This is a genomic window from Zunongwangia sp. HRR-M8 (assembly GCF_027594405.1).
Taxonomy (GTDB): domain Bacteria; phylum Bacteroidota; class Bacteroidia; order Flavobacteriales; family Flavobacteriaceae; genus Zunongwangia.
On sequence record NZ_CP115161.1, the window covers coordinates 3,520,718 to 3,534,521 of the forward strand.

11 protein-coding genes and 1 tRNA gene are annotated in these 13,804 nt (G+C 35.0%); 4 read left to right on the top strand and 8 right to left on the bottom strand.

The window, feature by feature from the left end:
* Positions 1-10: 10 nt before the first annotated feature.
* From cysQ to PBT89_RS15275, 6 genes are all read right to left on the bottom strand, one after another.
* Entirely contained in the window at positions 11-745 is a 735-nt protein-coding gene (gene cysQ / locus PBT89_RS15250) for a 3'(2'),5'-bisphosphate nucleotidase CysQ (RefSeq protein ID WP_270062591.1), read from the bottom strand.
* Between the two features lie 61 nt (positions 746-806).
* Positions 807-2,063, bottom strand: coding sequence for a sulfate adenylyltransferase subunit CysN (gene cysN, locus PBT89_RS15255; protein ID WP_270062592.1), 1,257 nt, complete (start codon positions 2,061-2,063; stop codon positions 807-809).
* Positions 2,064-2,098: 35 nt separating this feature from the next.
* Complete coding sequence (gene cysD / locus PBT89_RS15260; protein ID WP_270062593.1) at positions 2,099-3,004, bottom strand: sulfate adenylyltransferase subunit CysD; 906 nt, start codon at positions 3,002-3,004, stop codon at positions 2,099-2,101.
* Position 3,005: 1 nt separating this feature from the next.
* Positions 3,006-3,596: an adenylyl-sulfate kinase gene (gene cysC, locus PBT89_RS15265; RefSeq protein WP_270062594.1), complete on the bottom strand. Its 591-nt coding sequence runs from the start codon at positions 3,594-3,596 to the stop codon at positions 3,006-3,008.
* A gap of 59 nt (positions 3,597-3,655) precedes the next feature.
* Positions 3,656-4,657, bottom strand: a complete 1,002-nt coding sequence (locus PBT89_RS15270; RefSeq protein ID WP_270062595.1) for a mannose-1-phosphate guanylyltransferase — start codon at positions 4,655-4,657, stop codon at positions 3,656-3,658.
* 328 nt (positions 4,658-4,985) lie between these two features.
* Positions 4,986-5,459, bottom strand: coding sequence for a UpxY family transcription antiterminator (locus tag PBT89_RS15275; RefSeq protein ID WP_270062596.1), 474 nt, complete (start codon positions 5,457-5,459; stop codon positions 4,986-4,988).
* A 305-nt stretch (positions 5,460-5,764) separates the two neighbouring features.
* Between PBT89_RS15275 and PBT89_RS15280 the strand changes: the two genes are divergently transcribed.
* The 3 genes from PBT89_RS15280 (at position 5,765) to PBT89_RS15290 (ending at position 8,248) form a co-directional block, all read left to right on the top strand.
* Positions 5,765-6,301 carry a YceI family protein gene (locus PBT89_RS15280; RefSeq protein ID WP_270062597.1) on the top strand — a complete coding sequence of 179 codons (537 nt, stop codon included), beginning with the start codon at positions 5,765-5,767 and terminating at the stop codon, positions 6,299-6,301.
* Between the two features lie 21 nt (positions 6,302-6,322).
* The gene (locus PBT89_RS15285; RefSeq protein WP_270062598.1) at positions 6,323-7,600 is read left to right on the top strand and encodes a hypothetical protein; all 1,278 of its coding nucleotides are present in this window, start codon (positions 6,323-6,325) and stop codon (positions 7,598-7,600) included.
* Positions 7,601-7,675: 75 nt separating this feature from the next.
* Positions 7,676-8,248 carry a YceI family protein gene (locus PBT89_RS15290; protein ID WP_270062599.1) on the top strand — a complete coding sequence of 191 codons (573 nt, stop codon included), beginning with the start codon at positions 7,676-7,678 and terminating at the stop codon, positions 8,246-8,248.
* A gap of 2 nt (positions 8,249-8,250) precedes the next feature.
* Here the strand turns inward: PBT89_RS15290 and PBT89_RS15295 are convergent, their stop codons facing one another.
* Both PBT89_RS15295 and PBT89_RS15300 read right to left on the bottom strand, forming a co-directional pair.
* Positions 8,251-10,044, bottom strand: coding sequence for an SLC13 family permease (locus PBT89_RS15295; RefSeq protein ID WP_270062600.1), 1,794 nt, complete (start codon positions 10,042-10,044; stop codon positions 8,251-8,253).
* A gap of 99 nt (positions 10,045-10,143) precedes the next feature.
* Positions 10,144-10,216 (bottom strand) — tRNA-Gln (locus tag PBT89_RS15300).
* A gap of 234 nt (positions 10,217-10,450) precedes the next feature.
* On the opposite strand from PBT89_RS15300, the gene PBT89_RS15305 reads away from it, so the two are divergent.
* Positions 10,451-13,756, top strand: a complete 3,306-nt coding sequence (locus tag PBT89_RS15305) for a glycosyltransferase family 117 protein (RefSeq protein WP_270062601.1) — start codon at positions 10,451-10,453, stop codon at positions 13,754-13,756.
* Positions 13,757-13,804 lie beyond the last annotated feature (48 nt).

A 13,804-nucleotide genomic window follows, 5' to 3' on the forward strand; every position in this document is an offset into this window, starting at 1 on the left:
GATTACTCTATTAATTAATAGGAACACATAAAAAGTCACTGTTCCTTAAATCTTTTTTATTATACAATAAAGGGATTTGATTTAAATCCATAATCTCGGCATCCGCATTGACACACAAGGCATGACCTGCAGCAGTATCCCATTCCATGGTAGTACCGAATCTTGGATAACAATCCACAGCATCTTCTGCAACCATGCATATTTTTAAAGAGCTTCCTTTTGAGATAACTTCTACATTAGAATGCTCGTCCTTTTGCAACTCAATAAATCTCTTGGTTCGTTCTGTGAGATGCGACTTACTAGCTGCGATTACATAAGCTTCTTTTTCATATTTTAGAGGTAATTCTCTTTTAGAAGTAAAATTATCATGAAACTCACTAAAGCTTGAAACATTAGATAATTTGAAAGAACCAGAGTTTGCTCCCCAATAAATCACGTTTAAAGCTGGTGCATATACAACACCCAACACTGGTTTTTGTTGTTCGATCAAAGCGATATTTATGGTAAACTCTCCACTTTTTTTGATAAACTCTTTAGTACCATCTATTGGATCTACAATCCAAAGCTTCTCCCAATCTTTTCTCTCCTCGTAAGACAAATGTTTTCCTTCTTCAGAAAGAATTGGAATTCCTGTTTTTTCCAGCTCTTCTTTTATAATTCTGTGCGCAGCTTTATCGGCTCGGGTTAAAGGTGAATTATCCGATTTAAACTCTACATCGAAGCCTCCTTCATTATAAATTGACATTACCTTTTTGGCCGCTTTAAAACTTGCCTTAATTGCTATCTCTAAATACTGATTTTCCAAATTAAACAATCATTCCTGCAGCTACAGTTTCATTAGTTCCTTCATCAATTAGAATGATGCTTCCGGTATTTCTATTATCACGATAAGAATCGATCATTAATCTTCTTGTAGTCCGAATCTTCACTCGAGCAATATCATTCATATTTAAGCTATCCTCACCATCCTCACGGTCATAGGAGTTGATATCTATTTTGTAAACGACAGATTTAATCATTGCTCTTTCCTCATTCGAAGTATGCTGAATTAGATATTTAGCACGTGGCTTCGCAGCCTCATTATTTAACCAGCATAACATCACATCAAACTCTTGAGAAGGTTCCGGCTGATTATTTTTTTTCACGATCATATCTCCTCGGCTAATATCTATATCATCTTCCAAGGTAATCGAAACAGACATTGGAGCAAAAGCTTCATTCACTTCAATATCACCGGTATTGATGGACTTAATTTTTGAAGTAAATCCTGAAGGTAAAACAGCTACTTCATCTCCTTTTCTATAAATTCCGCTAGCGATTCTACCGGCGTATCCTCTATAATCCCTAAACTCCTCAGATTGCGGTCTTAGAACTGTTTGAACAGGAAATCTAGCATCTATCTTATTAATATCGCTACTAATATGAAGTGTCTCTAGAACGTTTAAAAGAGTACCACCAGCATACCAGTTCATATTTTCTGATTTATTCACCACATTATCACCTTCTAAAGCGCTAATTGGAATAAACCGCACATCTTTCATTAATAACTTACTACTAAATTCTTCAAATTGAGCCGTAATTTTATTGAAAGTCTCTTCAGAAAAATCAACAAGATCCATTTTATTTACACATACCACAAGATGTGGAATATTCAATAGTGAAGCTATAAAAGAATGTCTTTTGGTTTGCTCAATAACTCCGTTTCTGGCATCAATAAGAATCACCGCAGCATTAGCTGTCGAAGCTCCTGTCACCATATTTCTTGTATACTGAATATGACCCGGTGTATCTGCTATTATAAACTTCCTTTTGGGAGTAGTAAAATAGCGATATGCAACATCTATGGTAATCCCTTGTTCTCTTTCATCTTTAAGCCCGTCTGTAAATAGAGCAAGATCGACGCCGTTATGTCCCTTTTTAGAGCTCGTCTCTGTAACGGAAGCTAATTGATCTTCAAAAATAGATTTTGAATCATATAAAAGTCTTCCTATCAAGGTACTTTTACCGTCGTCTACACTTCCAGCTGTTGTAAATCGTAATAATTGATTATTACTAATTTCCATAGTAACTTGTATCTTATGGTCTAAGACCCGTTTATTTAAAAATAACCCTGTTTTTTTCTGTCTTCCATAGCCGTTTCTGAGCGCTTATCGTCAGATCGATCGCCCCGCTCTGTCTTGCGCATGGTAGAAACCTCTTCTGCAATTTTTTCCAGTGTATCTGCATTAGACTCTATGCCTCCGGTAATTGTGATGTCTCCTAGTGTTCTAAATCTTATTTTCTTAGATAAAATTTCTTCATTTTCTTCCAATTTCAAGAAATCTGAGACCGGAATCCAGGAATTGTTTCTCCAAACCACCTCTCTCTCATGAGCGAAATATAAAGATGGGATTTGAATGTTTTCACGTTTTATATAATTCCAAACATCCATTTCAGTCCAATTACTTATTGGAAATGCCCTAAAATGTTCTCCTTCAAAATGCTTTCCATTAAGGAGATTCCATAATTCCGGACGTTGATTTTTAGGATCCCATTGTCCAAAATCGTCTCTATGCGAAAAAAATCGTTCTTTAGCCCTAGCCTTCTCTTCATCTCTTCTCCCACCGCCTATGGCACAATCAATCTTATTAGCTTCAATAGCATCAAGCAGCGTGGTAATTTGTAATGCATTACGAGTTGCATTTTTACCCTTTTCTTCCTGCACCCGGCCTTGGTTTATAGATTCCTGAACAGAACCAACCAAAAGATTAACGCCTAATTTCTCCACTAGATCATCACGAAAAGCAATGGTCTCTGGAAAGTTATGCCCAGTATCCACATGCAATAGCGAGAACGGGATTTTACTTGGATAGAACGCTTTTTTTGCTAAATGAGTCACAAGAATCGAGTCTTTGCCACCGGAAAATAAGATTACCGGATTATCAAATTGAGCCCAGACTTCTCGTAAAACATAAATTGCTTCCGATTCAAGTTCATCTAAATAATTCAGATAATACTTCTTCATATCATTTTTCAATTATTCGGTCGTGAATATACTGAAATATTCTCCGAATGCTTTCTTCTATTTCTTCCTTTTGAGTTTCTACATGCAAATCTGGTGCTGTAGGCTTCTCAAACTCACAGGTAACTCCTGTAAAATTTCTTATCTCTCCCTGCCTTGCCTTTTTATATAGACCTTTAACATCTCTTTTCTCACAAATCTCTATTGGCGTATCAACAAAAATCTCTATACATGCATCACCAAGAGTTGATTTTATAATGTTCCGATCAATTTTTTTAGGGGTTATAAATGCAGCAATCACAATTAAACCACTATCCAAAAACAATTTACAAACTTCAGCTATTCTTCTAATGTTTTCATTTCTGGATTCTTGATCAAACCCTAGATCTCTATTGAGTCCACACCTAATATTATCCCCGTCCAATGTGTACGTATGAAAACCTTCAGAAAAAAGTTTTTTCTCCAGCAGATTTGCCAAGGTAGATTTGCCAGATCCTGAAAGACCGCTAAACCACACTGCAATTGGCCTCTGACTTTTTAAAGAAGCTCTTTCGGAAACAGAAATTTCATATTTATGTGGAATAATATTACTCATATTAATCTATTCTACTTAAAAAGTTAGCAACTTAAAAATAAAAGCAGAATTGAATATTTTTATTGGATTAAAGGTGAATTTTTATCTACCAGTTGTTGATAAACCCCTTTGACATCTTGCGAAGCTTTTTTCGACAAGATCAAAATAGCATCATCAGTATTTATGAAAATACAATTTTTCAATCCAACAAAAGCGGTAAATTTATCGCAGCCAATAACCATATTCCCATATTCATCTACAGGATAACCAGACTCTAAAAAGTAATCATATACCGCTTCAAAGCTACCCATGTCGCTCCAGTCGAATTCAGCATTAACCACCTTTATTAATTCACTACGTTCCATTACAGCATAATCGACACTTATAGAAGGGATTTGCATCGACAATTCCTCATCAAGCATCCCATCATTCGCCTTTTCAAAAGCTTCCTTCGAATTATTATAAACCTCAGGTTCATATTTTTGAAGTTCTGATAAAAACACCCCTGCTTTAAAGCAAAACATTCCGCTATTCCATAAAAAATTACCTTTATGCAAGAAATCTTTCGCGGTCTCTAAATTGGGCTTTTCGCGGAAAGAAAGTACCGATTGCCCATCACTTTCAATATACCCATAACCAGTTTCTGGCCTTGTTGGTTTTACACCAAATGTTACAATATTATCTGATTTAGCTAACTCTATAGCCTTAGAAACTGCTTTATCATAAAATTGACCTGCCTTGATAATATGATCGGCAGGTGTGACCACCAATATATCATCTGGATTTACCTGAAATGCTGCAAAGGCAATAGCTGGAGCAGTATTTCGTGGAATGGCTTCGACTATTTCATAATAATTATCAACTCCAAGTTTTTCCAGACTTCTAATTGAAAGATTGCGATTATTCCTGTTTCCTACCACTATCAATCCATCAGAAAATTTCTGATTGCGTTTAACAGCAAGCTCAAATAAAGAATCATTCTTAAAAATTTCTAAATACTGTTTGGGTCTGGATTTTCTGGATAGTGGCCATAAACGGCTTCCCACCCCCCCGGTTAATACAACATGATAAGTAGCGCCCATATTTTAACTGATTATTTTACTTTAAAGATAAAATTTTATACGGCTTCGCCGCAAGAGTCACAGATTTAAATCGCCCAAGTAGTTTATTCGAAACTTCAATTCATAAAAAAAGAAGCTGTATTATGTATAAAATTGATTCAACCTTTAGTTAAATCGAGCTCCAAAACTATTTATTTAGAGTACACTAACCTATAAATAAATGTTAATTCAACAAAACTAAAATTTAACATTTTTTTACTATTACTATATATTTAAAAACACTCTGGTGATATCAAGAAATATTCATTAATTAAATAGTTAAATTCAGAATAATATGATATTCATAAATTCAAATAACTTCATTTATATCAGCAGTTAAAAATATTCCTAAATCTGGCAGAACAAGCTTTAATTTTGTTTTATTTAATTCCTGAACAAAAGCCGTTTTATCTTTAAAAGCTCCTTTTTTAATCTTGAAATTTTCACCCGGTTTATATTGTGAAACTCTAATATTGTGAACAGTTTCATTGCCCAACCACTCTTTGATCATTTCAATTTCATTCTTACGAACTTTAGCCGGCTTTCCTAACCAAAATAAATATTTTACGACCCCTGGTACATCAAAAACTACAGAACGATCCTTTTCTAATAAATTCACAAAAATATATGTTCGAAATAAAGGAACAGTGAACTTCTTTTTACGATCACTCCATTGCCGTACTTCTTCTATTACGGGACAAAAGACCTCAATCCCCATTTCCTTTAGAGCTTTAGCCACTCTAATTTCAGACTTAGGCTTTGTTATTACTACATACCAAGACATAATAAATCACTGGTTTGAAATAGAAGCTATCTTTTGGGGAATAATTAAAGAAACCTTAAGTGGGGAAGTTTCTAAATGAATCATAGCTTCAAAAATGAAGCTGTAAATATAAATCAATTAATAAAATTCAATAAAAGAAAGTGTAAAAATTTTCATGGCTTATTAATACTAAAAAGAAAAAACAACTATATCGAAATAGTTAATAACTCCTCATAAATACCGCGTGATTTCAGCAAAACATGACATTAATCATAAATTCTTCAGGCTTAATATGAGAAATTTGTATCAAACAAAACAAATAAGTCATGAGAACTAAATCCCTTAATTATTCATTGATCACTTTAATCCTTATAATTTTCACAGGATTTAATGTAAACAGCCAGAATCTTAAATCGATTACTTCTAACATTTTGGTAGAAGGAACATCTAATATTCATGATTGGGAAATGACTTCTAAAAATGCCGTTGGACACATAGAAAGTAAAGACGGAAAAGTCTCTAAAATCACAATTGAAATCCCAATTAAATCTCTAAAAAGCGGAAAAGGAGGCATGGATAAAAATGCGTACAAGGCATTAAACGAAGATGATTATCCTAAAGTAAAATTTACTTCAAAAGAAGTACAATCAAACAAGGTGATTGGAAGCCTTACAATGAATGGAAAGTCTAAAACAATTTCAATACCAGTAAGTATAAAAAATTCTAACCAAAACATCAAAATTTCAGGAAAACAGACAATTAACATGACCGATTACGGTGTAGAACCTCCAACAGCTTTGATGGGCACCATTAAAACAGGTGAAGAGGTAACGGTAAACTTCAATTTTCAATTCAATCAATAACTAATTCATAAATCAAACAATATGAAAACTATATTTAAAATCTCCGCTATTGCTTTCTCTTTATTCCTAGGAGTAAATATACAAGCTCAAGACAATCGAAATCTAGATAATTATCGCGAACCAGATAAAAATGGTGTCAATGTTTTTGAAGCACCAAAAGATACCACCACTACTTTTGATGGATTAAAAGTTAGAATCGGAGGAGCCTTTGCTTTACAATTCCAGGCTTTGGATAATGAAAATGCAAATATAGAAGGTTACCAAATACAAGGTATTGGCGAGAATTTTAACCTTCCTACCGCAAATTTCGATTTAGATGTAGCCCTGTATGATGGAGTTAGAATGCATCTTCGTACATACTTATCTTCAAGACACCACCACGAACCTTATGTAAAAGGAGGATATTTATTGGTAGACAAACTTAACTTTGTGCAGGAAGGATTTTTAGAGGATGTTATGAAATACACCACTATTAAAATTGGTCACATGGAAAACAACTATGGTGATGCTCACTTTAGAAGATCTGATAACGCACAGGCAATTTACAACCCATTTGTAGGTAACTTAATTATGGATGCCTTTACTACTGAAGTAGGAGCTGAATTATATTACCGTCGTAACGGATTTATAGGAATGGTAGGGTTCACCAACGGTAAATTAAATCAATCTGTTAGCGAAAATGATTATGGCAAAACCGGTGGAGCATCGTTCCTAGCGAAATTGGGATACGACAAACAAATCAATAACGATTTGCGCGTTCGCCTTACTGGATCTATGTACAATACTGGCTACATTCCAAACACATATCTATACAGCGCAGATAGAGCAGGAGCTAGATATTATAATGTAATGCAAGCATTAGGTAGTGAAAGTGATGATTTTAGAGCTTCAAGATACGACCCTAAGTTATCTAACGCAATAACTGCAATTATGATTAACCCGTTTGTGAAATATAGAGGTCTTGAATTCTTCGGAACAATTGAAACTGCCACAGGAAAAGCTAGTGCTGAAGTTGATGACAGAACTGCTAACCAATATGCTGGTGAATTGATATATAGATTTGGACTTGATGAAAACATTTATGTTGGCGCTCGTTATAATGTAGTTGATGCAGAAGATCCTTCAGGACAAGATGTAAATATCAACAGATTTCAAGCTGCCGCAGGTTGGTTTATGACTGATAATATTCTATTGAAAGCTGAATACGTAGTGCAAAACTACGATGACTTTAACCAAACAAGCATTTTAAATGAAGGTAAATTTAATGGTGCAACAATTGAAGCAGTGATTAGTTTTTAGATAAATTCAATTTAGAAAAAGGAGAACGAATTTATCGCTCTCCTTTTTCATTTTTTCATTAAAATCCCCTTAGCAATGAAAACTTTCTTATACATACTATTTTTCACATTTTTCGGAATTCAATTAAACAATGCTCAAAGCCTAGAACATAAAACCCTAAAAATCAATAAAGATTCCCATCTTAAAATTACAGGCGATACTAACATCAATACTTTTAGCTGCGAATTTGACCCTAAAGAACTACCAGAATATCTAAGGGTTTCTTTTCAAAGCAAACAAAATACCTTATTCTTCAAAAACACTAGTTTAAAACTAAATTCTAAAGCTTTTGACTGCGGAAGTCGACCAATCAACAAGGATTTTAAAGCTTTGATGAAAGCTGAAAAATACCCTAATATTATTCTGAATTTGAAAAAATTAGAATTCAAAGATTTATCTTCTTCATTAATTACTATAGAAATAAATATTGCCGGCATAGCAAAAACTTTTCAAGTGCCGGTAAAAATAGATCAGGCTTCTTCAAATTACAAAGGAACAATTTTGCTAAATATCAATGATTTTAAACTAGAACCTCCTAAAAAAGTTTTCGGTTTAATTAAAGTGAAAGAAGAAATTGAAATTGAATTCGATTTATATCTAGAAGAATAATTTCAAAATTGATATAAAAGCGGAATCATTATCGTTGCTATTATCCAAAAGATAATATTAAGTAGTGTACCTACTTTTAAAAAATCTTTAAACTTATATTGCCCGGCACTATAAACCATTGTATTGGTTTGATAACCAACCGGCGTCATAAAACTTGCTGAAGCGGCGAACATAATCGCCATCAAAAATGGCATAGGATCTACACCAAGATTTACTGCTGTAGTAATCGCAATTGGAGTCAATAAAGCTGCCGCTGCATTATTAGACATAATTTCTGTTAGCATTGAGGTTACCAAATATAAACCCGAAACAATAGCCACCGGTCCCCAACTCCCTAAACTGCTAATTAATCCATTAGCAATCATTTCATCTAGACCTGTTTTACTCATAGCAGTTCCCATACTTAATGCACCAGCCAAGAGAAACACAATTTTCCAGTTAATCGCCTGATACATTTCTTTCATAGATATTGTTTTTAAAAGAACCAACAAAGTCACTCCGCATATAGCGCCTACCATAATATCAAGAATATTAAAAGTAGCTAAAAGAATTACACCTAATATTACGCTAATCACGGTATAAAACTTCTTCTTATCAAAATCGGTTATCATATCTTCTGAAAGAACAATAAACGGCGCCTTTTGGGAACTTCCTTTTTTACGCAATTCCTTCACGTAATGCGTTTTAACCTCTGCAAGAACTACATCTCCAGCTTTTAATTTCACATCGTAAAGTTGATCGTGTTTTACCTCCTCGCGATGCCTAATAGCTAAAGGAACAGCCCTATACCTTCTTCTAAAATCCATAGATTTTAAAGTTTTACCTTCAATTTCAGAATTAGCTGTTAAAACAAGTTCTACTATGGTAGAATTTGTTCCAGTTAAATCATCATCGCCAATTCGAATGGAAGTACCAATAACTATCTTAGCTCGATCCTTTAAAGACTTGATCTTCTCTACATCGCATCGTATTTTCAGGATATCTCCTCTTTGCAAGATAAAGTCTCCTGCAGGGAGCGTAAACTTCTGGTCATTTCTTCGAATTTCGATGATATCCATCTCCAATTCTTTCACTAAACCAGAGTCCATTATTTTTTTCCCTACGGAACCAGAATCCTCTAAAAGTTCAATTTCGGTAAGGTAACCGCTCATCTGAAATTTTGCACGGAGATCTTTACTTACTTTTCTATTAGGTAATATTTTAACTCCAAAAACAATCATATATAAAATACCAACAACCAGGAAAATTAGCCCCAAAGGAGTCATATCGAACATTGAAATCGAAATACCCGCATCAGATTCAGAAATACTATTTACCAAAATATTTGTGGAAGTTCCTATAAGCGTACAAGTTCCACCGAAAATTGAGGCAAAAGAAAGCGGAATAAGCATTTTTGCGGGACTTTGACCGGAAGAATGAGCAATCTGAATAATTACCGGAATAAATACAGCAACAACTGGTGTATTATTAATGAATGCAGAAATAAAAGCTATAAGCACCATCATCAAAATTATGCCTACATTGAATTTATATCTAAAAATACCGGATAATCGATGTGCCATAACCTGAAGCGCACCAGTTTTTAACAAAGCAGCACTTAAAACAAACATAAAAGCTACGGTGATAGTAGCAGTATTACTAAACCCTCTTACTCCTTCCTGTGGAGTTAGAACACCACTTAAAATTAAAACCAGCATAACCGATAAGGCTACTAGGTCAATAGATAAAAGTTCGGTAGCAAAAAGTATAATTGCTCCAACTATAACACATATCGTTATAATTGCCTCGATCGACATAATTTCTAGGTTCCGGGTTAGGATTAGTAGTTCAAATATATAGAATTCAAATCCTGATCAAAATAAAAAAGCCCTCAAAAAATTTGAGGGCTTTTTCTGTTGGCCTACTAGGGCTCGAACCTAGACTCTTCTGGACCAAAACCAGACGTGTTGCCAGTTACACCATAGGCCATTGCTGTAATGCGGATGCAAATTTAAAACAAAGTTTCATTCCCACAAATATTTTTTAAAAAAAATACAACTTTTAATTGAAATAAGCATAAACGCACTATCCAATATTATGCTAAATTTAAGAACTTCAATACTTTTCTAAATTCAGCAAAAAATAAATACTTTAAATAAGCGTTGTACAGACGTTCCTAATTTTATTACTAAATTCGCCACACAAGATTCAACATTACCGAAAATGACAAAATTCAACTTTAAAAAGTGGAATATAATCACCGGTTGGGTGATTTTTGCTATCGCCCTTTTTACCTACAGCTCGACTCTAGAACCTACAGCCAGTTTTTGGGATGCAGGAGAATATATTGCAACTTCAGCTAATTTAGAAGTAGGCCACCCGCCAGGTGCGCCGCTTTACCAAATGCTTGGAGCTTTTTTCTCTACTTTTGCTCCCGATAACGCACATATAGCGTTAATGGTAAACTTTATGTCTGGATTGGCCAGTGCATTTGCGGTATTATTTATTTTCTGGTCGGTTTCTCTACTTATCCGGAAAATTTCAGGACCAGCGAACACGCTTAGTATTTCTGGACAAATTGCCGTTCTTGGGAGTGCAGCCGTTGGCTCTTTAGCCTTCACTTTTACCGATAGTTTTTGGTTTAGTGCTGTAGAAGCTGAAGTTTACGCTGGTGCGGCATGCCTTATGTCCCTCATGTTTTATCTTGGATTACTTTGGGAACGGGATATGTTTGAATCTCGCGGAAACAAATGGCTAATTTTAATATCTTTAGTTACAGGACTAACATTCGGGATTCATTTTATGGGACTTTTAACGATCCCAGCGATTGGTTTTCTATATTTCTTTAAAAATTATCCAAAGGTAACCGTAAAGAATTTCATCATTGCCAATGTCGTAGTGGTAGCAGTATTACTATTCATATTTAAATTATTACTACCTTACACCTTAACGTTCTTTTCAGCTTCCGAAGTTTTCTTTACGAACTCACTCGGGATGCCATTTAATACGGGTACAATCGTAGCTTTCTTAGTCGTTATTGCTGCTTTTTACTTCGGAATTAATTGGAGTATAAAAAATAAGAAAACTGAAATAAACACACTATTACATTGTATCCTCTTTATCTTAATAGGATTCTCTTGTTGGATCATGCTACCTATTCGTTCTAACGCACCGACTGTTATTAATGAAAACAGCCCTGATAACGCGCGTGAATTACTTGCATATTACAATAGAGAGCAATACGGAGAAACGCATTTATTTTACGGCCCGCAATGGTCTGAAATGTATTCTGGTTTAGATGAAGACAATCCATACAGCGATAAAAAACCTAAATACGAGAAAAACGAAGAGCTTGGCAAGTATGTGATCACCAATAATTGGAAAAATACGAAGCAGAATCTGGATGACGATCATAAAACTTTCCTTCCAAGAATGTGGAGTACAGAGCATGCTTCAAATTATATGGATTTAACGGGAGCACTTAAATTTACCGTTAAACCAGAATACCAGGGTGAAGAACGTTTGATGCAAGCTATCTCTCAGTTTAAACAACGCTATTCTAGTGGAGAGTTAGATAACTCAGACTATCATAAATTTCTTCAACAATTTAGTGATTACATTGATGTTGAAAAACCTACACCCTCAGCTAATATTTCCTATTTACTAGAATACCAAATTGGTTATATGTATTGGAGATATTTTATGTGGAATTTTGTAGGGAGACAAGATGATATTCAGGGAAAATATACTGATTTACATGGAAATTGGCTAAGTGGTATTACACCAATTGACGAGTGGCACTTAGGGCCGCAGGATAATCTACCTGATGATGTTAAAGACAACCCGGCAAGAAACACCTATTATTTCTTACCATTTTTACTTGGTTTTATTGGTTTCTTTTTTCATTTAAACCGTGATAAAAAGAACTTCTGGGTATTACTTGTATTTTTCTTATTCACAGGTATAGCGCTTAAGATTTATCTGAATGAAAGACCATTTGAACCTCGAGAGAGAGATTACGCATTAGTAGGTTCGTTCTACGTATTTGCGATGTGGATAGGTTTTGGGGTTTACGCGATATACGACAAACTGAAGCATTATTTATCGCCAAAAATAGTCGCTCCTGTGGTGATTTCTGTCTCGTTAATTGTACCCGCTATCATGGCAGCCCAAAACTGGGATGATCATGATCGTTCTGATAAATATTCGGCATTAGCGATGGCCAAAATGTATCTGGATTCTGTAGACGAAAATGGTATTATATTTACCATTGGTGATAACGACACCTTTGCGCTTTGGTATGCACAGCAGGTGGAGCGCTATAGAATGGACGTTAGAGTTGTAAACACAAGTTTATTTGCGACCGATTGGTATATCGACCAGATGAAGCGCAAAGCTTTTGATAGCGACCCGATACCTTCGCAATTAGAGCATGATTTCTATTCCGGGCAAAATGATATTGTGATCGGCAGAGAAATTACTCAGGATACGCTCAATATTAAACAATGGATGAATTACATTGAAAGCGACGATGCCAGAACCAAATTAGAATATTCTGAAAACGAAACTTTTAATACCTATCCTTCTAAACACGTTAGAATTCCGGTAAATAAACAAACTGTTATTGATAACGGAATCGTAGATCCTAGCGAAGCCGACCAGGTTGTTGATCATATAGATATAGAAATAGGCTCTAACCTCATCTATAAAAACAGATTGTTGATGTTAGACATTATTGCTAACAACAATTGGGAGCGTCCAATCTATTTTACCGGCGGAAGCTATGGCGATGACGATTATTTATGGATGAAAGACTACCTTCAGCTAGAAGGAGTAGCTTACAAACTTGTACCGATTAAAACACCGGTTAATCCTAGAAACCCATTTGATATGGGAAGGGTAAATACCGATAAGATGTACAATATGGTGAAAAACTGGGATTGGGGTAATATGGGAGATCCAAATATTTACCATGACCCAGAAACACGTAAAAACTCCATCACCTACAGGAGCAATCTTGCGAGATTAATAGAAAACCTATTAAACGAAGGCGACCAGGAACGTGCAAAAGAAATCCTGGATTTAGGAATGGAAAATATGCCGGTAGATTATTACGGATATTACACGCTTTTAGAACCGTTTATTAATGGCTACTACAAAGTTGGAGAAGACGAAAAAGCACGAGATCTTTGGAATAAAGTTGCTGAAAAATATAAGCAAAATCTGGATTGGTACAGCACTTGGGATTTCGAGAGACAGCGCAGATATGCTGAAGAAATTTTTACCGACGTAGAGCGTTACCGCGGTCTGGTTGACATTTTGGTTAGAAATCAGGATGAAAAAATAATGAAAGAGAAAGCTGAAGAATTCAATAATTACCTAAAGAAATTCCAGCATTTCTATGCAGAGGATGAAGGTATCGAACCTGAAGTATCTCCGGCAGATCAATTACGCCAGCAAGAATTAGAGCAGGAACTTAACCAGGGACAAGCAGCACAAGATTCCTTAAAGATTGATGTTGTTGAATAAACAAATAAAAAGGTCTCAGAATATCTAAATTCGATATTTTGAGACCTT